General features: G+C 69.7%; 19 protein-coding genes and 1 pseudogene. 8 read left to right on the plus strand and 12 right to left on the minus strand.

What is annotated here, in order from left to right; all coding sequences use genetic code 11:
* Positions 1–402: 402 nt before the first annotated feature.
* The 5 genes from FKM96_RS07535 to FKM96_RS07555 form a co-directional block, all read right to left on the minus strand.
* Positions 403–1,020: a hypothetical protein gene (locus FKM96_RS07535; protein ID WP_147794723.1), complete on the minus strand. Its 618-nt coding sequence runs from the start codon at positions 1,018–1,020 to the stop codon at positions 403–405.
* A 13-nt stretch (positions 1,021–1,033) separates the two neighbouring features.
* Complete coding sequence (locus FKM96_RS07540; RefSeq protein WP_147794724.1) at positions 1,034–1,621, minus strand: hypothetical protein; 588 nt, start codon at positions 1,619–1,621, stop codon at positions 1,034–1,036.
* Between the two features lie 258 nt (positions 1,622–1,879).
* Positions 1,880–2,698 carry an AAA family ATPase gene (locus FKM96_RS07545; RefSeq protein WP_147794725.1) on the minus strand — a complete coding sequence of 273 codons (819 nt, stop codon included), beginning with the start codon at positions 2,696–2,698 and terminating at the stop codon, positions 1,880–1,882.
* A complete protein-coding gene (locus tag FKM96_RS07550) occupies positions 2,695–4,098 on the minus strand; it encodes a Mu transposase C-terminal domain-containing protein (protein WP_147794726.1) in 1,404 nt (467 codons plus the stop codon). The genes FKM96_RS07545 and FKM96_RS07550 overlap by 4 nt, the downstream gene beginning before the upstream one ends.
* 7 nt (positions 4,099–4,105) lie before the next feature.
* Positions 4,106–4,705 (minus strand): recombinase family protein, encoded by a 600-nt coding sequence (locus tag FKM96_RS07555; RefSeq protein WP_147794727.1) that lies wholly within the window; start codon positions 4,703–4,705, stop codon positions 4,106–4,108.
* Between the two features lie 182 nt (positions 4,706–4,887).
* Here FKM96_RS07555 and FKM96_RS07560 point away from each other — a divergent pair, with 182 nt between their 5' ends.
* Together FKM96_RS07560 and FKM96_RS07565 are read left to right on the plus strand one after the other, a co-directional pair.
* Entirely contained in the window at positions 4,888–5,247 is a 360-nt protein-coding gene (locus FKM96_RS07560) for a helix-turn-helix transcriptional regulator (protein ID WP_090034559.1), read from the plus strand.
* On the plus strand, positions 5,244–5,843 hold the full coding sequence (locus FKM96_RS07565) for a cadmium resistance transporter (RefSeq protein WP_013115601.1): 600 nt from the start codon (positions 5,244–5,246) through the stop codon (positions 5,841–5,843). The genes FKM96_RS07560 and FKM96_RS07565 overlap by 4 nt, the downstream gene beginning before the upstream one ends.
* A gap of 312 nt (positions 5,844–6,155) precedes the next feature.
* Here FKM96_RS07565 and merA read toward each other — a convergent pair whose 3' ends face one another.
* Positions 6,156–7,535, minus strand: coding sequence for a mercury(II) reductase (merA, locus tag FKM96_RS07570; protein WP_094180443.1), 1,380 nt, complete (start codon positions 7,533–7,535; stop codon positions 6,156–6,158).
* 55 nt (positions 7,536–7,590) lie between these two features.
* Here merA and FKM96_RS07575 point away from each other — a divergent pair, with 55 nt between their 5' ends.
* The 3 genes and pseudogenes from FKM96_RS07575 to FKM96_RS07585 all read left to right on the plus strand — a co-directional run bounded on the left by FKM96_RS07575 (position 7,591) and on the right by FKM96_RS07585 (position 9,939).
* Complete coding sequence (locus FKM96_RS07575; RefSeq protein ID WP_166771975.1) at positions 7,591–7,989, plus strand: heavy metal-responsive transcriptional regulator; 399 nt, start codon at positions 7,591–7,593, stop codon at positions 7,987–7,989.
* Positions 7,990–8,487: 498 nt separating this feature from the next.
* Entirely contained in the window at positions 8,488–9,171 is a 684-nt protein-coding gene (locus FKM96_RS07580) for an ankyrin repeat domain-containing protein (RefSeq protein WP_168216913.1), read from the plus strand.
* Positions 9,172–9,343: 172 nt separating this feature from the next.
* A pseudogene (locus FKM96_RS07585) lies at positions 9,344–9,939 on the plus strand (recombinase family protein).
* Between the two features lie 177 nt (positions 9,940–10,116).
* Here FKM96_RS07585 and FKM96_RS07590 read toward each other — a convergent pair.
* Both FKM96_RS07590 and FKM96_RS07595 read right to left on the minus strand, forming a co-directional pair.
* Positions 10,117–10,677, minus strand: a complete 561-nt coding sequence (locus FKM96_RS07590; protein ID WP_147794729.1) for an RES domain-containing protein — start codon at positions 10,675–10,677, stop codon at positions 10,117–10,119.
* Positions 10,678–10,681: 4 nt separating this feature from the next.
* Positions 10,682–10,987 (minus strand): hypothetical protein, encoded by a 306-nt coding sequence (locus FKM96_RS07595; RefSeq protein ID WP_210417388.1) that lies wholly within the window; start codon positions 10,985–10,987, stop codon positions 10,682–10,684.
* Positions 10,988–11,111: 124 nt separating this feature from the next.
* Here FKM96_RS07595 and FKM96_RS07600 point away from each other — a divergent pair, with 124 nt between their 5' ends.
* Both FKM96_RS07600 and FKM96_RS07605 read left to right on the plus strand, forming a co-directional pair.
* A complete protein-coding gene (locus FKM96_RS07600) occupies positions 11,112–12,275 on the plus strand; it encodes a hypothetical protein (RefSeq protein WP_147794731.1) in 1,164 nt (387 codons plus the stop codon).
* 627 nt (positions 12,276–12,902) lie between these two features.
* Entirely contained in the window at positions 12,903–14,015 is a 1,113-nt protein-coding gene (locus FKM96_RS07605) for a hypothetical protein (RefSeq protein ID WP_147794732.1), read from the plus strand.
* Positions 14,016–14,146: 131 nt separating this feature from the next.
* Here the strand turns inward: FKM96_RS07605 and FKM96_RS07610 are convergent, their stop codons facing one another.
* The 3 genes from FKM96_RS07610 to FKM96_RS07620 all read right to left on the minus strand — a co-directional run bounded on the left by FKM96_RS07610 (position 14,147) and on the right by FKM96_RS07620 (position 16,012).
* The gene (locus FKM96_RS07610) at positions 14,147–14,887 is read right to left on the minus strand and encodes a hypothetical protein (RefSeq protein WP_147794733.1); all 741 of its coding nucleotides are present in this window, start codon (positions 14,885–14,887) and stop codon (positions 14,147–14,149) included.
* A gap of 280 nt (positions 14,888–15,167) precedes the next feature.
* Entirely contained in the window at positions 15,168–15,548 is a 381-nt protein-coding gene (locus FKM96_RS07615; RefSeq protein WP_147794734.1) for a hypothetical protein, read from the minus strand.
* A complete protein-coding gene (locus tag FKM96_RS07620) occupies positions 15,545–16,012 on the minus strand; it encodes a hypothetical protein (protein WP_147794735.1) in 468 nt (155 codons plus the stop codon). Before FKM96_RS07620 ends, FKM96_RS07615 begins: the two co-directional genes overlap by 4 nt.
* 172 nt (positions 16,013–16,184) lie before the next feature.
* On the opposite strand from FKM96_RS07620, the gene FKM96_RS21815 reads away from it, so the two are divergent.
* Positions 16,185–16,316, plus strand: coding sequence for a hypothetical protein (locus FKM96_RS21815; RefSeq protein ID WP_256375953.1), 132 nt, complete (start codon positions 16,185–16,187; stop codon positions 16,314–16,316).
* Between the two features lie 195 nt (positions 16,317–16,511).
* Here the strand turns inward: FKM96_RS21815 and mobF are convergent, their stop codons facing one another.
* The gene (gene mobF, locus FKM96_RS07630; RefSeq protein ID WP_147794736.1) at positions 16,512–20,576 is read right to left on the minus strand and encodes a MobF family relaxase; all 4,065 of its coding nucleotides are present in this window, start codon (positions 20,574–20,576) and stop codon (positions 16,512–16,514) included.
* Positions 20,577–20,911: the final 335 nt, after the last annotated feature.

Consider the following 20,911-nt stretch of genomic DNA (forward strand, 5'->3'; position numbering starts at 1 on the left):
TCGTTCCGCTCGCTCTCGACGGTAGTTCTGAGCCGCGAGGCGCTCAGCGTGCCTGCGTTCTAGGACAACAGTGACGACAGTCGCAGCGGGGCCAGCGAGTGCTACCAGGACGGTGGCCGCCAACTCCGGACTCATCAGCCAACGTGCCATACGCACGCACACCACGGAGGTCCTGCACGCGAGCGGGGTCTGCGCTATGACTCCGTCGGAAATCGACCGTTTCCGGACGATTCGAGATCGCCCACCAGGTTCCGTTCGGAGCTCATGCACCACCCGAGCGTCGCCCCGGTCGGGCCAGCATCCGGACACGAGTCCCCGACCTGCGGGCTCGCCTCTGGTGAACCCGCAGGTCAGCGCCGGCCGATGCCCGAGAGCAGCACCGGCCGGCGCCAGCGGTCACCGCTACTCGGTGAGCTCGTCGACCTGGGCGGTGCTGAGCTCGGAGAACGGCGTCACATCGGGCGCCACCGCGGCGAAGGTGTCGCCTCCCGTCGAGCGGAAGGTGCCTGCGGAGCCTCCGAGGATCGCGTAGGCGCCGTCGAAGCTGTCGGTGGCGAACAACAGGTAGCGCTCGCCCTTGGCGAGCATGAACCCGCCTTCCAGCACATAGTCGACGCCGTCGATCTTGCCGCCGGTCTGGACGATGAGGATCTCCTGGCCCGGAGTGACGGTGCCCTGGTGCACGACGTCGGCTCGGAAGGTGACAGCCGTAGCAGGCACCCCGTCGGCCTCCTCGAGCGCCGCCTTCTTCTCGGCCTCGGAAAGCCCGAGAAGCGGGTTCTCCTCCGGGGTGTCGCCCTCGAAGCGCGGCGTCAGGACGGTCGGCTCGGTCGCCAGGACCTCGCCCTCGACGATCAGCGTCGCCTCCTCGACGAGAGTCGCCTGGTCGTAGACCGGGTAGTCGGCCTGCAGCTGGACCGTCGAGCCGGCCGTCGGTTCACCAGGGGACGTGGCACACGCACTCAGCATGAGCGCTACGGCACCGGCCAGCACTGTGAACTTCCGAATCTTCGTGTTCATCGCTCCACTCCCCTCAGTAGTAGCCGTTGGACTCGTTGACCTCGGCCGTGGTCGGGCTGATCACAGAGTTGCGGTTCCGGCTACCGCTCATCAGCCGGGTAGGCAGGTTGGTGTGGTCCCCGAGGCGCAGCGCGTGTCCGAACTCGTGAGCGGTCGTGCTCCTGACCACGTTGGCGAAGGCGTAGCCGTTCGCGTTGATGTGGCTGTTGAGGTTCGCGCTGTCCAGACGGATTCGGTACTGCGAGCCGGTGATGAGCGGCGAGTACAGGCCGAGCCAGGTGTCACCGTAGGAGCCCACCTCCAGCCAGCTCGTGCATCCGCTGAACACCGAGATGTTGCCCGGGAAACTGGCGTGGTTGTTCCACGCGTTGCGCCCGGCGTTGATCGCGCTTAGCCACGTGGGGTTGACGCTCGGGTTCTGTACGCAGAACGTCCGACTACTCATACCGCCGCTGTAGTACACCGCGCCAGCGGGCGTCACCGTTGTCACGGCCAGCGCGACGGCGGTCGCGAGCACGACGCCTACGCGCCGCCCGAGCCGCGGACGTCGGGATGCTGTCGCAGTGCGCGCCCCGCGCGCACCCTCTTCGCCTTCGATCATCTTGAGCCCCCTCGTAGATGAGCGGCCCGCGTCGTCGCGGGCCAACGCCGACGCTAGCGGGACCGGCACCTCGCTGTAGGCGAAACGGGCGAAGCAATCCGTCGTCGTAGCGGCAGACCCCCTCCGCCGGTCGCCGTGCAGGACAACGCGCCTTGGATTGTCGGACCACAGCAACGGCGAGCGCGTGTCCGTAGTCGACCGTTTCCGTGTGACTTTCTCCGGTGAGTGGCGGCGGTCTTCAGCCGCTCAGGGGCACGGTTAGTTGACTCCGATGACGAGGGTGCTGGCGGCGGCTTCGACGACGTCGTTGGTGATGGTCTGCAGCTCGTTGATCTTCAGGACGCGTTCGATCTGGGGGAAGAGTCGCTCCAGGAGGCGGAAGTTGCCGCGGGTGATGCGGCTGATCGCGGCGATGGTCTGGGCGTCGGTGAAGTCGTCGGGGTTGAGGGTCTTGCCCAGGGAGCGCCAGTGGCGTTGGAGGACGAAGAGCATCTCGTCGGTGCTCAGGGGCCGGTACTGGTGGGCGAAGCCGACGCGGCTGTAGAACTGGGGGTAGTGGCTGAACTGCTTCTCCAGCCCGGGCATGCCGATGAGGATCAGGGCGATCTGGTCGCGGTCGTAGCGGTCCCGTAGGAGCTCGAGCGCGGTGGGGCTCAGGCGTTCGGACTCGTCGACGATGACGAGCTGGACGTAGTTGGTGGTGCGCCGGGTGCCCCACCGGTCCAAGGGGATGCGGTCGGGGGCTTCGACGTGCTGCTGGATGCAGATGCTGGTGCGCGTGATGATCCGGTCCAGGTCCTCGCGCAGCAGCCGCGGGGTGGTCAGGACCCCGGGGGTGTACAGGGCGGTGCGGTTCTTGGCCAGCGCGGCGTAGATCTTGGCGTCGTCATCGCAGCGCGGGCCCCAGTCGGTGAGCAGCTCGTGGGCTTGGTCCCAGTGGGCGTAGCGGCGTGCGGAGACGGTCTTGCCGACCCCGGCCGGCCCGAAGCACAGCCCGATGGTGCGCCCGCGCCGGACGGAGTCGGCGAACTCGGTGAAGCGGCGGTGCTCCTTGGTGACGATGAAGCGTTCGCTCACCTGAGGTCCTCCTTGTAGACCTTGAGCCGCGCCACGGTCGGCACGCGCGGCGGCACGGGCCTGGCAGGGGCGTCGGGGGTGTGGGCGGCGACGACGGCGATCCGCTCGTTGATGCCTCGGCGCAGGGCGCGGCGACGGGCGTTGCGGGCGGCCTGGACGTCCTTGAGGCTGATCTGCTTGGCGTGGTGTTCCTGAGCGACGGCGGTGCACAGGAACTGGTCGTGGTCGAAGACGCGGATCTCGGTGATGTCTCTGGGGTCGTAGCGGATGACCACGGGGCGGCCGACGAAGCCGGCGAGGGTCGGTGAGACGTAGCGCATGCCTTGGAAGTGGATGCCGTCGCGGCGCACCGTCCTGGATCGGGCCACGGTCAGCAGCAGCCCGTCCAGCGCCTGGAGGCTGTCGGGAAGGCGTGGCAGCCAGCCGTCGGCGATCCACGCCGACCGCGGCGAGACGCCGAGCTCGCCGTGGGCGCGGTCGCTGTAGTCCAGGACGAACGCCCCGACGGCGGCGTCGAGGTCAGCCAAGGACAGGGCTGGCGCGGGCCAGCGCTCCGCGCCGCTGTGGAGGTGTCCGGGCAGGGTGGTGAGCAGCTCGGTGTTGACCGTGCCGAAGAAGCGCTCGACCTTGCCTCGCCCTTGGGGTCGCGCGACGGCGGAGTGGATCAGGCGGATGTGCAGGTCGACGGCGGTGCGGGCCAGGTGGTCGCTGGTGAAGTCCGACCCGTGGTCGACGTACAACAGGTCGGGGATGCCGCACATCGGCCACCGGGGGTCGGCCTTGGGCCAGATCGCCTGCCGTAGCGCCAGGGCGGTGTGCATCGTTGACGGCGCACCGAAGAAGACCGTGTAGCCGCAGATCGCGCGGGAGCAGTCGTCCATCACGACGGTCAGCCACGGCCGGGCCGGCTTGCCGTCCGTGCCGACGAGCACGATGTCCAGCAAGGTGTGGTCGGCCTGCCACATCGCGTTGGGGCGGTCGGCCGTCCGCCGCAACGCGAGCTCGTACTTGTCCCGGTAGGAGCCTGCTCCCTCGAGGGCGAGGGTGACCATGCCGGGGTCCAGGGCGGTGATGATCGACCGGACGACGCCGTAGGACGGGACCGGCCACGCGGTGCCGGCGCAGACCTTCACCACCGTCCGGTGGATCGCGGCGATCGGTGGGCGGGGCCGGGTCAGCCCGAGCCCTTCGATTAGCGCGATGAGGTCCGCCGGCAGGTGATGCCCGCCCGCGTCCGCCCGCGGCACTCGGCCCAGGGCCGACAGGCCGCCGGCGCGGTAGCGGGCATGCCAGCGTTCCAGCGTGCGCACTCCCAGGCCGTGGTGACGGGCCAGCGCGGCGAGCGGGACCTGGTCCTCGACATGCAGCCGCAGGATCCGCCACCGCCCGTCCGCGTCCACGGCCGGCCTACACGGCGCTCGTGGCTCGTCGTGACGGGGCCGCCGCGGCGGGCGCGCGGTTCAGGGCCCGGTAGATGGTGGTGCGGGAGACGCCGAGCACCTGCCCGATCTGGGCGACGGTCATGTCCTTCTGCTCATACATCCGTCGGGCCGCCCGGACCTGGTCCGCGGACAACGCCGACGGCCGCCCACCGCTGCGGCCCCGAGCACGAGCGGCCGCCAGGCCGGCGTTGGTGCGCTCTCGGATCAGGTCGCGCTCGAACTCGGCCAGTGCCGCGAAGACGTGAAACACCAACCGTCCGCCTGGGGAGGTGGTGTCGATGGTCTCCTGCAACGACCGGAACCCCACGCCGCGGTCGGCCAGGACCTGCAGCTGGTCGATCAGGTGGCGGATCGACCGGCCGAGCCGGTCCAGCCGCCACACCACCAGGGTGTCCCCCGGGCGCAGCTGGTCCAGCAGCTTGTCCAGCTCCGGCCGGTGCTGCAGCGACCCGGAGCCGGTGTCGACGAACACCCGGTAGCACCCGGCCTTGGTCAGCGCATCGACCTGCAGCGACGCGTCCTGATCGGTTGTCGACACGCGCGCGTACCCCAGGAGATGCCCCACGCGTCGACCGTAGCGAAACCCGTCCGACACGGGAAGTATCGCGCCGTAGTTTTCGGCACGCAGTTCCGCTACATCAGGCGCCTCGTCGACGACGCGCGCCGCCCGGCCCTCCGGCGCGTGTAGCGGAATCGTTCGTTTGCGGCACAGGCTGCCGGTTCAGTCAGTGCTGTATAGTTCAGCACATGCTGAGCATTGCTACTCGCCTGGACGTGATGAACCGGTTGGGCCGGGCAATGGCCGACCCAACACGGTCACGGCTCCTGATGGCGTTGTTGGAGCGGCCCGCCTATCCGGCAGAGCTGGCACGCGACCTCGGGCTGACGCGCTCGAACGTGTCGAACCATCTGGCTTGCCTGCGCGACTGCGGCATCGTGGTCGCCGAGCCCGAGGGCCGCCAGACACGTTACGAGATCGCCGACCCGCACCTGGCACGGGCGCTCAACGCACTGGTCGAGGTCACCCTCGCCGTGAATGAGAACGCTCCCTGCATCGATCCTGCCTGCCCTGTTCCCGGGTGCGCCAACGCGGAGCCTGACGCGTGATCGTTTCCTCGGTCCTGCAGGCGATCGGCCTGTTCGTTGCCACCAACATCGACGACATCATCGTGCTCTCGCTGTTCTTCGCCCGGGGCGCAGGGCAACGCGGGACGACGGCCCGGATCACCGCAGGCCAGTACCTCGGGTTCGCCGGCATCCTGGGCACCGCCGTGCTCGTGTCACTGGGCGCGGGAGCATTCCTTCCTGAAGAAGCCATCCCCTACTTCGGGCTCATCCCCCTGGCCCTAGGCCTGTGGGCCGCATGGCGGGCCTGGCGCGGGAGCGACGACGATGACGATGACGCCAAGGTTGAGGGCAAGAACGTCGGCGTCTTGACCGTCGCCGCGGTCACCTTCGCCAACGGAGGAGACAACATCGGCGTCTACGTCCCGGTCTTCCTCAACGTGGGACCTGTAGCCGTGGTCGCCTACTGTGTCGTCTTCCTCCTGCTCGTCGCGATCCTCGTCATGCTGGCCAAGTTCATCGCCACGCGCCGACCGATCGCCGAAGTCCTCGAACGCTGGGAACACGTGCTGTTCCCGATCGTTCTGATCGGCCTGGGCATCGTCATCCTCGTCAGCGGCGGAGCCTTCGGCCTCTGACGCCCTGCCCCGGCCCATGACGCATCTCGGTTGAGAGACTGCACGCACGGAGCGAAGAGCTCCGAGGAGAGGCATGGTGGATAGCCGCGCCGGCGTTGCCATCGCGTGGCCGCGCTGGCAGATCTCGCGGTAGACCCGCGATCACCCCCTGGTTGTCGGCGCCAGCTGACCCGACCGCCACAGAACACCGACAAGGCCCCGCCACCTGAACGCCAAGACCACACGGTCTCCGCACGAACTGCGGGCTCCCCGCCTGTTCCACTTCCAAGGAAGTGGGACACGGGCCGCGCGGAACCGGTCAGCCGCTGCCGTTCACGCGCAGCAGCTCGTTGGCATGTCGCTGCGGAAGAGGCCGGCGCAGATGCGCAACGCCTCGCTCATGGTCAGGTAGGGCGCCCAGGTGTCGGCGAGGTCGTCGACGGTGAGCCCGAACTTGATCGCGTAGGTCGCGGCGAGCATCACGTCGCCGGCGCCGTCGAGGGCGGCGTGGACCCCGAGGATCTTGCGGGTGTGGGCGTCGACGACGACCTTGAGCGTGCCGCGGGTGTCGCGGTTGGCGAGCGATCGGGGGATGTCCTGGGCATCCAAGACCCGGGAGTCGCACTCGTGCCCGGCGGCCAGTGCCTGCTGCTCGGTCAGGCCCGCGGAGGCGAGCTGGGGGGTCGTGAACGTCACCGACGGCAGGCCGCGGTAGTCGACGGTGGTGGGCCGGCCAAGGGCTCCGGCAGCTGCAGCGTGACCGGTCTGTGCAGCGACGTAGACGTACTGCGGGGCGCCGGAGACGTCACCGGCGGCGAAGATCCGCGGGTTGCTCGTGCGCTGGTGCGCATCCACCGTGATGAACCGTCGGTCGTCGGTGTGCACCCCGGCGTCGTCCAGCCCGAGGTCGTCGGTGTTCGCGTGCCTCCCGGTGGCCACCAGCAGACGCTGACCGGTCAGCTGCGCGCCGCGCTCGGTCCGGACCAGCACGGCGCCGTCGGCGGTGCGCTCGAGCGCCACCGCGCGTTCCTCCACGACGGTGATGCCGTCGTCGGCGAACACGGTCCGCAGCACGTCCGCGACCTCTGGCTCGGCGTGAGGCGCGAGCCGGCCGACGAGCGTGACCGCGACACCGAGCTGGGACCAGAGCTGGGCCTGCTCGAGCCCGACGTACCCACCGCCGAGCACCACCATCGAGGAGGGGATGTCCTGCAGCTCCATCGCGGTGGTGCTCGTCAGCGGGTCGATCGTGTCCATGCCTGGCAGGGCCGGGATGTGAGCGGCCGAGCCTGTCGCGACGATGTATGCCGCGCCGGCGACTCGCTCACCGTCGACCTCGAGCGTCTGCTCGTCGACGAATCGCGCGTGGCCGTACATGACCGGGAAGCCGTGCGCCTCGGCCACGTCGGTGTACTTCGCCTGACGGAGCCGGTCGATCAGCTCCTGCTTCTGCGCCATCAGAGCCGCCAGGTCGACGCCCCCCGCGCCGGTCGGGAGGCCGGGGAACGGGTTGACGAGCGCCCGGTGACGGCGCCCCGCGGCCGCGAGCAGGTTCTTGCTCGGGATGCACCCCACGTTCAAGCACGTTCCACCCAGCACCCCGTGCTCGACCAGCAAGACCGACTTCCCGCGCGACCGGGCCTCAATCCCCGCGGCCATCGCCGCCCCTCCGCTACCGATGACGACCAGGTCCCACGTCTCTTCCATGCCCATCGACGGACCGTAAACGTTCCACCGCACGGCAAGGTCAAGACGTAGCCTTGAGACCATGAGGATCGGGGAGCTGGCCGAGCAGGCGGGTATGACGACGAAGACCTTGAGGTTCTACGAGCAGGCGCAGGTGCTGCCGCAGCCGGCCCGGACCGCGTCGGGCTACCGCGACTACGACGAGACATCGCTCGCGCGGCTCCGCTTCGTCCGAGCCGCCCAGGGTGCCGGCTTGAGCCTCGCCGAGATCCGCACCATCATCACGGTCCGCGAAGACCAAGGGCCGCCCTGCGGACACGTCACCGCGCTGCTCGACCGACACGCCGCTGCCCTGGACGAGCGCATCGCAGAGCTCGAGGCGACGCGCGAGGAGGTCCGCCGGCTCCGGGACCGCGCAGCCACCCTGAACCCCGCGGCCTGCTCCGAGGACGGCGTCTGCCACGTCATCCCCACCCACTGACAGGCGGCCGCGGGCTTAGAGTCGGTGCTGGCGCGGAGGGCGCCACCGGGCCCGCGGACAGGACTGAGTCCACCTCCACAGCACCACGACGAACCACTCCCGTCGACGATCTCCTCTGCCTGGCAGCGCGGGCCGCCAGCTCCTAAGGAGACGTCATGCCCCTTCTGCCAGCGCGCGCCGACCTCGAGCAGCTCCGGCGCCAGGCCAAGGACCTTCTACGGACGGCCGAACGCGGTGACCCAGCTGCCGTCGCCCGGATCCGCTCCGTATCCGAGCAGCTCGCCCTGAGCTCAGCGCAACTCTCCGTGGCCCGCGAGTATCGGGTTCCCCCACTGGGCCAAGCTCAAGCTCGAGGTCCAGCGACGCGCCATCCTGGACAGCGGCGACGCCGCCCGGCTGGTCGACCTGCTCGCCGCGCACCCCGAGCTGGCCGTCCAGAGGATGTCCGGGTGGTGTGACCACCTGCACGGAGCCAGCCCCCTGGGCTACGTGGCGATGATGCGCTTCGACACCACGCGCGACACCTGGCGAGACGTCCCCGGCACCGCTGCTCTCGCCCGCGCGCTCCTCGACGCCGGCGCTCCGGTCGAAGGCGATCCCCTGGACGCCGAGACGCCCTTGATGACCGCCGCCAGCTACGGCGACGCGGAGGTCGCGCGGGTCCTCGTCGAGGCTGGAGCGGACCTGGACGCGACCGCGTCGCCCACCGCCGGTGGCGTCCCAGGAGGGACCGCCCTCCGACACGCTGTCGTCTTCGGCATGACCGACGTCGTGGACGTCCTACTCGCCGCCGGAGCGCAGGACCTGGTTCAGGCTGCGGCTGCTGGTGACGTCACCGGCGCCCTGAGCTCCGAGACCTGTGAAGAGGATCGCGTCGCGGCCCTGCGGACTGCCGCGGCACACGGCCGGCTGAACGTGATCGATCAGCTCATCGCAGCGTCCACGCCCGTAGATGGGGTCGACCGGGACGGATCCACCGCCCTGCACGAGGCCGCCTTCTCCGGCCGAGCCGACAGCGTTACCCGCCTGCTCCATCACGGCGCAGACCCCACGCGCCGCGACACGAGATTTGGCAGCACGCCCCTGGAGTGGTGCCAGCACCAGCGCGCCGAGATCGGGCCCGGGAAGGGACACGACGAGGTCGAGGATGTCCTGCGACCCATCACTCCCGGCGCCACCTGACTGTCCCGCCACGCTGCGGCGGCAGAACCCCGCCATTTAGCGCCGAAAGTCACACGTTTCCGGCCACCGGCGACCGCGGCGCGACACGCCGGGGGAGCGGTGTCCGGAACCCGTGTCCGAAACCGAGATGTCCGGAAAGCACACGTCGACGAGTTCCGTACGCTCCGGGCCCATGGGACAGGTGTTGGGGTACGCGAGGGTGTCGACGGATCTGCAGGACCCGGCCCCGCAACACGACGCGCTCGCGCGCGCGCCGGGGTCGACCGGGTCTGGACCGATCACGCCAGCGGCACCGTGGCCAACCGCCCGCAGCTCGCCGCGGTGCTTGACTACACGCGCGCCGGCGACGTCCTGGTCGTGCGGCGGTTGGATCGCCTCGGGCGCTCGGTGCAGCACCTGGTGGCCACGGTGACCGACCTGGCGGCGCGCGGTGTCGAGCTGCGGTCGCTGAGCGAGGGCATCGACACGACGTCGCCGCCGGGCCGGCTGACCTTTCACATCTTCGCAGCGGTCGCGGAGTTCGAGGCCGACCTGATCCGCGGGCGCACCGTCGCGGGTTTGGCCGCAGCACGCGCCCGCGGTCGCGTGGGCGGCCGGCCTTCGGTGATGACACCCGAGAAGCGTGCCGCTGCCGACGAGCTGATGCGTGCTACCGGAGCCACCGTGACGGGCGTAGCGCGGGCGTTGGTGGTATCGAGGTCAGCTGTCTACCGGTACCTCCAGGCGCAGGACTCTGGCGCGGTCGACGCGGCGCCGGCTCGAGGCTGAGAAGCACGGCGCTGTTGAACGAGCGGGTGCGAATCGCTCCCGCTGCGGCGTCCGCCGTGACGGGCGAGTAGCGCAAGGGGGCAGCCTGACCTCTCCATCCCCTGGGCACTCCCATCAGCGCGGCGTTCCTGTCCCGGTGCGTGTGGGCCTCAGTGCTTCTGATCGTGTCTGAGGAGGTCAGGTTGGGGAGATGAGCTCGCGATACAGGTCCTCGGTGAGCTGGACCGACTCGGTGAGGCTGAGCTGATCGGGATCAAGGCGGGATTCGAACGCGGCGAGTACAAGGCCATCTCCGGTCGCCGAGGGAGCGAGCACCCCGCCGTGGCCGAGGAAATGCGCGGCATGACCGATGGCCTGACAGCCGGACCAGTCGTCGTCGGTGATGTCTGCGCGCTCCAGTCCGACGCTGGCGAGCGCGGCATCGCTGCGCAGGTCCAGGACGGCGGCCTCGTGCACAGTGATTGTGTGCAGCATCCGCGGGCGACGGGCGTTGAGCAGGTCGACCGGGTCGAGAGACTGAGCCGCGGCAAGGCGCTCGAGTTCAGCCATGCACGTCACCACGGGAGTGGCGAGGTAGAGGGTCTCGAAACTGTCCGGAGGGTTCCAGCGTCCACCGTGCACCACAGCGCCGCGGCCCGAGAGGCCGTCGAATGCGGCACTGGCATGCCTGTAGGTGGTGCCGCTCCAGATGACCGTGCCGAGGTCGTTGACTCTCTCGACGACTGCTTCGTCCAGCACGGCCTCAGATCACCACGCCGTCAGCGATCGCCTCCATGAGGCCGAGGACATCCTTGAAGTGGCCTGCTCTGATGCGCTCCGCAGGGGTGTCGTGGTCGAGCTGCCTGTTCGGAGACAGAAGCCATAGGTTCACCTTGTCCGGTGGGAACACGTCCGCCGCCACGTCAGCGACGTAGGCAAGTTCGAGAAGCCGCTGCTTGTTCAGCTTCTGTGGCGTGACCTGACCACTGGACCACCGGGCGACCGTGCGCGGCGATGCGTCAACGATCGAGCCGACCTCTTCCTGCGTGAGCCCGAGGGTGGCGATCACGTCGTTGACCTTCGTGGCGAGCGCTCCTTGAGGAACCACTGTGTCACCTTCCCTGTCAGTAGGTATGACGTCTATTATGTCACCAACGCGAGCAAGAGGACATGCCTACGGGAGGCGGGAGTCGATGAGCGGCGTGCAGTTCCAGCTGGGCCACAAGGACCACAGGGTCGTGCAGGACTTCCTCGAGCGCGGGCCCGACGGCGTCGGAGCGATCATGCTCCCCGCCAAGCAGGCGCGACTGGGGTCCGAGGCCGCGGCGGCGGCTGCGGCGCTGGGCGTCGAGGTGCTCTTCGACCCCATGACCGAGCGGCTCGTCGCCCCCGGCTATACCGTCACCGGCCTCGGGTACCACAGCGACGACCCCTACGACGTCGACCTGCTGAGCCGTGACCCGGCCGCGCGCACGCGACTGCTCCAGGGCGTCCTCGGGGCGCACCCGGACTTCGTCACCGCGGTTACACCGCCGCACTTCTACGTCAGCGATGAACGATCCGCTGACCTGAACCTGTCGCTCGTGTCCGACATGCGCACCATGACCGAGCTGCTGGTGCGCCCGATCGTCACGGTGTCCGCCAACTACGCCTTCAAGCACGCGGTGCAGCTCGCCGTCGAGTACTCGGAGCTCGGTGTGTCTCAGGTCGAGCTGCGTCTGTCACCGCTCGGTGGTGAGAACGTCGGTCTCCGCAAGTTCCGTCACGTGATGTCGGTGCTGGATGCATTCCGTGCCGCCGGAATCGTTACGACCCTGGGGTGGTCGGGCAACGTGGGACAGGTCGCGGTCGCGATGGGACACGCCGACAGCTACTCCGTGGGAGTGACCGACCACGAGAAGGTGGACTGGAGCGCAACGGTTTCGCGCCAGCGTCGCGACTACCAGGACCGTATCGATGGAGTCGAGAAGCAAGGACACCCTGGCCGGGCGCGGGTTTACCTGCCGGGCATCGCGATGACCGTGGCACACACCACCGCGGAGCGCCTGCTCGGACACACCGACATCCGGCTGCGGCTGGGGTGCCGTCGCGGCGAGTGCGCCGAGACGATCAACGGCCCGCTGCGGGACGCGCGGCGCCACTACCTCCACGCTCGCGCCGGTGAGATGGCCGACCTGCTGGCGCAGCCGGCGGTGTCGTGGCGGACCCACGCCGTGCGGCAGCGGCTGCAGCAAGCACTTGCTCTTCGGCGCCGTATCAACAACTCGTACAACACCGGCGAGGCTCCGCTGGCCACCAGGACACTCGAGAGCATCCTCGACTCGATGGCGACGGGCGGTGCTGCTCAGAGCGCGTAGGCCCTGGCCCTGCGCAACGCAGCGGCACCGCTCGATGGTCCGAGGCCGACCGCTCAGGGGCGGCGCTGGTCCTGGGTGCGTCGATGGGTATCGGTGCAGTCGCCTGGGCCGTGTGTGCCGTGGCTCGCGAACGGGCTCGACGAAAGTTGTGACCAAAGGGCACGCAGCGCTTCGAGAGCGAACTGCCTGACAGAGGCCGACCCAGCGCAGTACATTCCACGTGGGCTCGTCGCCTTGCCTCACCTAGCGGCGCGAGTTCACCGGTGCGGAACAGCGGTCGCCCGGCCGCACCGGTCACCGGCAGGAGGGGCGACTCCCTCGAGGGTTCGAATCCCTCCGCTTGTCCAGAAGTGTCATAACCTACATTATCGGCGGTCGAGTAGGACGAGTTGCAACTGGGTTAGAGAACTCGTCTCACCCCGCTCGGCCGCCTCGCCGCAGGTCAGGCAGGGGTTGGGCCTGATCCCGGCCCGATGGCGCCGAGCTCGTCGGTACGAGTCCCCGATGGTCAGCGGCCAGATCTCTCATCTGATGAGAGTTTCGCTGGGCAGCCGAATGAGCGGGCGGCGCGCTCAGGATGGTCGGCCAGCTCGTGACGGCGCACGCACCTCCGTCTAGGGTGCGCACATGGGTGCACGTATCGCGGATCTGCAGTTGGTGTGGCCGCGGGAACTCTTTGTCCAGGAGCTGCAGGCAGCAACGCAGCGCATCGAAGACCCGTGGGGCGGCGGATCCGCCAGCTATACCTATTCTCAGGAGAGACTAGACCTGCTCTTCAGTGAGGCCTTCTACGACGACACGGGCACCCAGTGGCTCGCTGACGCGAGAGAGGAACGGGCACTCCAAACACTCGTTGATGGGATCCGGGCAAACCCCGCGCTCGTGCCTGTATTCACACGGCCCGTCCTTTATCGAGATCGACATGGCCGCACCCCAGCGCCCGCCGAGAAGCCTCGGCTCACATTCGTGGAACTCCAGGCGAGGCTCGGCGAGCTCATAGGTGAACTTGACGGCGCCGGCTACTTCGACAGTGCGCTTGGAGAAGATTGCGTCGATAGCGAAAACGACCATCAGAAGCGCGGTCGCGACCGGCTGTCCGACCTCATGGGGTCCCGCGAGGAGTGGCCTCCGAGCCTGCTCATCTCTAGCGTGGACCACACCTACACGGTTGTGGAGGCTGTTTACTACCTGGCCGCCCGCCCGCGCCAGCGTAGCTATCACAGTTACGGTAGGGAGTGGCACTACTCGGACTTCGACAGGAGAGCGGGGCAAGCGGTCTATCGCTGGCGAGTGAACGCGCTGCTGGAGGAGAGCGACTCGCTTCTCAGGCTCGATACAGACGGCGTGCTGGTGGAAACGACGGGTGATCCCCGAGATGAGCTGCTAGAGACGCTGGCGGGCGACGATGAGGCGCCGGCACCAGATGCGCTTCGCCACGCAATCGACCAGTTCCGGCGACGCGGCGCGACTCGGGAGGACAAGCGCTCCGCCGTTGTTGCGCTAGCGGGCATCCTCGAGTCACATCGGCAACTCCTCAGGGATGAGTTGTTGTCCCAAGACGAGAACTCACTGTTCAACATCGCCAACAATTATGCGATTCGTCACCATCGAGCCGGTCAGCGGGACGATTATGACGATGCATTCCTCGACTGGATCTTCTGGTGGTACCTAGCCACTGTCGCTCTCACGAAGCAACTAATCGCACGCGGACCCGCGACCCCTGCGCATCCGCAGTCATAGCGACGAGCCCAGGCCTACCCGTCTCAGCGCGATACGTCTCGATACCAATAGACGACTGGCGCATGACTGCGGGCGGACGCCCACTCGCCGTTCATGCACCCGCTCGAACACTGGCGGCTGGTCGACGGGGATCACTCGGTGGGAGCGGCGGAGACTCCCTCAAAATCCACGGTGACCTCTTCGTCGGTGTCAGTGTGGCGAGTGACGTATTGACGCAGCAAGACCCGAGTCACCGTCAACGGCGCGTTGTCGTACTTCTCGTCCCCGTACGGGATGACGTAGACCGTATCCCCGATGCCAAACGCGGGCGAGGAGACAGGTTCGGGAAACGTCTCAGCCATCTTCTTGACGCCAGGGTCATGGGCCCGAGACCTGGCGTTCCTCTTCCATGTTGTCACTTCGACAGGCTTATCGTGGGCGTCGTCCTCGCAGGCGAAGCCGGTCAGGCCCGGCGGCCGCACCGAGACGAAGGGGTGGCCATCGGGGCAGAGGCCGTACCAGGGGTAGAGCAACACGTTGGGCGAATGCGACGTGGCTCCAGAGCTCCCGAGCTCGATGGCCTTGCTCCGCCACACGTCTGAGTGCCCAGCTGCGACGCCCACGATGGCGTGCGCGACTTCGTGCCGAACCGCGTCACGACGCTCGTCCGGAAGAAGTATCGCCATGTGGGCAGCGCTGAAGACGATGCGCTGCGCGTGGGCGCGCGTAACCCCGCCGCCATCACTGTTCTCCAACGACTCCGCCCAGAAGACGGACCAGTCATCTTCGAGGCCGTGTTGAGCGAGGAGGTCTTTGGCGAACCGATGCACCTTCTCGAGATCGCGACCGACGGGCGTTAGGCGTTGCGGAGGGGTCTTGGCCGTTGCTCCCATCGGCCGATGATGGCATGCCCGCAGTTCGGCCGGGGTCGTCCGAGCGGCTCCCAACCGCGCGTGCGTCAGTTTCTGGCGGCCGGTTCGTGCGTCGGTCGCGCGGGCACTCGGGGTGCCGGCCTCTACCGTCCGTCGACACCTCGCCCGACATGGGTCAGGCGTTCAAGCGGCCCACCCCGGAACTCGCATCTCACGCGCACGCACCTCTACCAGTCACTCGTCTCAACGCGATACGTCTCTGTACCAGTCCCGGACCGCCCGCTGGGTGCCGCGCAAGCCGTCAGCGCGAGGCAGCGATCACGCGCTCGGCCGCGTGACGGGCAACCCTCATCCGCATCGACCACCAGCCCGCGCCGGCGAGCGTCAGCACCAGAGCGACGCCGGTGACCCACCGCAGAGCCGCCGCTGCGGCGCCGACCCAGGGGACCGTCACCGCGGGCGCGGTCGTGACGGAGACATCGCCCGCGAGTAGCGCAGCGGAGTCATCGAGCGCAAGCAGGGACGACGCGGCGAGCGTGATGCCGAGCCCGGCGGCGAGCACGAGACTCGCGAACCGCTTCCTCCGGTACTCGTCCCGCCGAATCTCCGCCATCGCGCGCACGCTCTCCGCCAGCGCGCGAGCTTCCTCCTCAACTCGTGCGGCCGCGGCATGCTGCCTCATCGCCGGTCCCCGGCCTCACCGTCGGACACGCGGGTTGACCACGACGGGTCCGGCCAGCCGGCGACGACGTCGGGGTCGAGGTCGAGGTCCACGATCACCGGCACCCGGTCCCAGGCATCGCGCCGCCCACCGGCGTGCTGGAGCGCGGCCACCAACAGGCTGAGCCGGTTCTCATCGACGGAGACGAGGTCGCCGATCTTGACCTTCGGGGCATCGACGACGTCCGACAGGGACGCGGCGAACATGAGCACGCGGCGTTCACCGGACGAGAGGGGCTCGACGTGCTCGGGGATCTCCGCGAAGTCGATCCAGATGTCATCGGGATCCGTCCCGCCGGACGGCTCGCGCCGGACCCAGGGGTTGCCGGCCCGGGCGAAGCCCGTGCGGATCAGGAGTTCGGTCGCCGCCTCCGTCGGGTAGATGCCGCGCGCCCAGGCCCGCAGCCTCGTGTGGAGCTCGTCCATGCGTTCCTCCAGTGGTCGTCGGTCATGGTGGTCAGTGGCTCAGCTTGCGGCGGTGGTTCCGGACGCTCTCGGGAGTGCCGGGGTAGCCGCAGTCCTCTGCCGGGCAGCGTTCCCAGGCACCGGATGCAACGGCGGCCGCGGTGACCGACTCCGAGGAGCCGGGACCGAATCCGTGTTCGAGCAGGAGCTGTGCGACCTCGCCTCCGTACTTCGCCGCAAGCAGGGCACCCTCGGCGACCTTGTCGTGGCCTCTGGCGAAGAAGGCGCGGCGACCGACGTCGGCGCCGCACCCGCACCAGCATGAGCCCGCAGGCAGCGCACGGGGAGTCTCTGGGTTCATGCGTTCAAGGTAGTACATCTAGAAGCCCGGTCAAGAGCGTTCTCGTAGCCGGCGTGCGGCCGTTCCGTAGCGGCCGGGCGCCCGCCCTCAGACGCAACCTGCCACCGTGCCGCGCTCGCGCTCGTGCGGGTCATCTCGTCGATGCTTGACCGTCGGTGCTTAGCGCTGGACAGGACCACGTGCCGGCGGTGGCACGGGTCGTTCGTAGCGGTCGACGTGGGCCTGGCGTGCCCGATCGGCAGTCTGTTGCTGCTCGTGAGCCTGCCGGTCGGCCTGGGCTGCCTGCGCCCGGGCCGCCAGGGCGCGGATGTCCTCGTAGCCGCTGGCCGGTGAAGTGTCTGGTGCGAGCGTGCGCAGACGATCGCGCAGGTCGTCGAGCTCGGGGGTCGAGGCTCGGTCGCGCGCGGCGCGCAGTGCGTCGAGGCGTTCGTCCGTGGGCGTGGTTCCGGGGTGCGCGGGAGTGTCGGCGGCCTCGGATGCCTGCTGCGCGGCGCGGCGGGCTTCCTGGACTGCGGCCTGGCTGCGTTCGGCGAGCGCGGTGCGTTCGGCAGCGACGCCGGCCTCGGGGTTCGGGGTGTCGGTCTGAAGCCGGCTGGCTGCCCGCTCGGCCTCGTCGCGGGCGGCCTTCCGGATGCCGGCGACGTTGTCGGCGGGTACGGGTTCGGTGTCGTCGCGGATGTCCCATCGGTCGCGGTAGGCGACAACGGTGCGCATGTCGGTCTCCCAGGCTGCGCGCTCGGGCCCGGGGTGCTCAGGTCGCGGGTGCAGGTTCTCGGCCCAGGCCGGCGGGTGTTCGGCCACGCGGTCAACCAGCTGGTCGACGCGGCTCGCCATCTCGTCGACCTGTCGTGCAGCCCATCGCGCGACGTCAGCGTCGGCGATCTCGTGGCCGCCCGGGTCAGGTGCCGGGCTGACCCACGAGGGCAGCCGCGCGTCGCTCGGGGCGGGGAGTTCGGGGGCGCCGACGCGGTGCCACATGACGCGCGCGACGGACTGAGCGGTGTCGATCTCGCGCTCGGCGAAGCTGGAGCTGAGGAGGTGTTCGAGGTCTTGCCCGGTTCGTTCGTGAGCGGCGAGGACGTCGCGCAGCGTGGGCCAGGCGTCGTCCTCGAGCACGAGTTCGGCGGCGTAGTCGGGCAGCGCCGTGCGGACGACGTCGGCCATCCGGTCGTCGCGGCCGGGGTCGAGCACGCGGGCGAGGGCGTCTTCGTAGGCCGGGTGCGTGGTGGCAAGCGACACGACCCGCTCGGCCTCCGCTGCGGTGGTCGCGGTGGCCGAGGGGGTGTCGTCGGACGCGCCCATCGCCGATGCCATCGCCTCGCGTACCGCGCGGGGCGGGGCCCCGGGTGGGTGCGGGTCGACGTCGAGGAGGTCCTCGACGACGACGAAGGCCATGTTGGTGTGGGTGCCGCGGGTCATCGCCGGGTAGAGGCCGTCGCGGCCCATGCGTTCGGTGACCAGGGCGTACCCGGCGGTGACGGTCATGCCCTGGGTGCGGTTGACGGTCGAGGCGTAGGCGAGCTCGACGTGCTCTGCGACGTACGCCGCGGGGAGGTCGACCTGCGCGCCGTGGGCGATCGAGCGCGCGCGGAGCGACCCGTCGGGGTTGGTCGCCAGGACGGTCCAGGTGGCGCCGTTGCGCACGTAGTCGGTGCCGGTGCGCATCTTGAGGTCGGTGTCGTTGAGGCGGCTGACGATGTGGTCACCGACGCCGGCGGTGTTGTCGTCGTGCAGGCGGACGCCCTCGGGGGCGACCATGCCGGCGTCGACGAGGTCCTTGCGGGCACGGGCGGCCAGGGCGACGACGTCGGTGTTGGCCTGGGCGATCATGACGGCGTCGCGACCTGCGGTGTGGTCGGCCCACCAGTGCGCGTACATCTCCTCGGTCATCGCTTCGATGCTGCCGCCGCGCAGCCTGCCCTGTGGTGCGTAGAAGTCGTCGATGACGCTCAGGTCGCCGCTGCGCAGGCGGAGGGTGGCCTGTGCCTCGCCGGGGGTCTTGAAGCGGTGGACGTCGACGAGGTGCGCGCCGCCGACCTGCTCGTCGATGAGCCGCAGCGCGCCGCCGGCGCCGACGGCCTGGAGCTGTGCCCAGTCGCCGACGGCGCGCACGCTCGCGCCGTGCATCGCGGCGAGGCGCACCACGGCGTCCAGGTGCGGGGTCGCGGCCATGCCGGCTTCGTCGATCAGGACGATGGTCGAGGGCGTGAGCTCGCCGGCGGGCAGGTCGGCCGGGATGGGTCCGCGCAGCAGCTTGGCGTCGTCGGGGTCCAGGCCCTGGCGGGCGAGGAAGGCGTGGATCGAGTAGGCCTCGACGCCGATCTCCTTGCCCAGGAGCGCGGCGGCGTTGGCCGCCGGCGCGAGCGCGATCACGGTGCCGCCGGCGTCCTGGACCGTGCGGGTGAAGGCGCGCATGGCGGTGGTCTTGCCGGCGCCAGCGGGTCCGACCGCGACCTGCAGCAGCCGCCCGCCGGTCGCGAACTGGCGCACCAGCTCGGCCTGCCCAGGGTCCAAGGGCGCGCGTCCGAGGTCGGGCGAGGCCCCTGGGCCGGCCAGGTGCCGGGCGACGACGTCTTCGCCGATGACGAGTCCGCCGGGCCGGCGGGCTGCGGCGAGCAGCCGGTCCTCGGCGTCCAGGATCGGGTTGGCGGTGTACTTGGCGCCGGCGTGCTGGACGTAGACGCTGGTGGTGTCGACGCGCTGGAGTGCCGCGGGTACGGGGTTCGGTTCGGGTGGGGTGAGCCGGATCGAGGCGGCCAGGGTGCGGTCGGTCAGGACCTCGGCCAGTGCCTGCACGGACTCGGGCCCGACGTGGTCGACCCACTGCCGGGCTACGCGCTGGGACTCGGCGAGCACGTGGTTGTACTTCCAGGTCGCCCGGGTCGTCATCAGCTCGGTGAGGACCTGGTCGGCCAGAACGGCGTGCGGGGGCATCGCCTCCAGGGGTGGCGCTGGCCGGTTCTGGGTCGCTGCCAGGGTGCGTTCGACGGCCTCGGGCGACCCGAGGACCGCGATCGCGCGGGGCATCCACTGCGCGCGTCGGGTCTCCTGGGAGACGCCGGTCTCCTTGCCCGCGCGGGTGGTCAAGGTCGCCTGCTGAGCCAGCTTGTGCTGCACCGGGCGGGGTGGTTCGTGCCCGTGGCGGGCGCGGTAGTCGGCGACCAGGTCCTTGTACGTGGCCTCGATGCTCTCGCGCCGGCGGGAGAACTCGGTGTTGAGCTCGACGGGGATCCCGTCGATCTCGCGCACTGGCCGGCGCGCTGCGCGCCCGGTGGAGCGTTCGACGAACCGGACCCCCAGGCGCGACCTCAGGCCTGTCTCGACGAGCGTGTTGTACCGCTCGGAGGCCGCGACGCCGAGGGCGTGGATGACCCGGCCGTCGAGCGATCGCCACTTGCCGTCCAGGCCGAGAACCTTGTTCGACACCGCGACGTGGGTGTGCAGGTTCGGGTCGCCGCTGCGGGAGTCGAAGTGGTCGAACGTGGTGGCGGCGAACCCGCGGGTGTCGACCTGCGCCACGCCCCCAGCCCCGACCCGGGTGAGCGCGGCCTGGGACTCCAACCAGGACAGCGCGCCGCGCCAGGCGTCCTCGTGCGCGGCGAGCACCTGCCCGCGCACGTGCTCATCGCCCAGCCCCCACAGCACCGAGACGCTCTTGACCGGGGTGAACACCAGGTCGTACCCGGCGACCGGCTGGCGCTCCGCGCCTCCCCGCGCCGCCAGGTACTTCCCGACCGCCGCCGGCGTCGCGGCCTCACCCTTGGCCGTGAGGAACCGGGCCGCGGCGGAGCGCCGCAGGCCGTCGCGCTCGACGCCGGGCTCGGCGTCACGGTCGTGCCTGGCGCGGAACTCGGCGTGCTCGTCGCGCAGGGCCTTGATGAACCCGTCGTCGTCCTTGCGGTCGGCGAGCATGAACCGCCGGCCGAGCCGGGTCGCGGCCATCGCGTCCTTGACGCTCGCGCCGCCGGCGACCAGCGCACGCTCGATCGCATCGGCGTCCGGGTGCCGACCCTCGCCGAACAGCGCCTTCATCTGCGCCTCGGTGACCCGTCCGGACACCCCGAGCGAGTCCAGGCCCTCCCCCACCCACCGGCCGGGCGGGTTCCCCGAGGCGGTGTAGTACGCGCTCAGGTCCTCCCCCCGCTGGCGGGGGACGTCGCCTGTGGCGACTTGCCGGGTGAGGTAGGTGTACCCGTCGCCGGCGTGCAGCACGTGGACGGTCATCACCGCGGCGCACACCTCCACCCGAACGAGAACGGTTCTCGATGAGCGAGCGGAGGCGGCTGAACCTCGCGGCCACTCACTGTAGTGCAAGAGGTGTGTTGAGTCTGGGGTGCTGCGCGTGAGTCGCTGGGGCCGAAGGCCGAGGGGGTGAGGGTTAGGGTTGGTGCTGGCTAGGGGAACTTCGGTGCCTAGGTCGAGCTTCGCGCTTCGGCCTGGGTCGACTAAGGAGGTTCCTGGGGATGGCTGGAAGCACGAGGGCAAGACTCTCGGCCCGTGAGCGTGCGCGTGCGGCTCGAGCGCGTGCCGATGCGGCGCGCGCCGAGCGTGACCGCGAG

Origin of the sequence: Cellulomonas sp. Y8 (genome assembly GCF_008033115.1) — a bacterium.
In the GTDB taxonomy this organism is placed as follows: Bacteria; Actinomycetota; Actinomycetes; order Actinomycetales; family Cellulomonadaceae; genus Cellulomonas.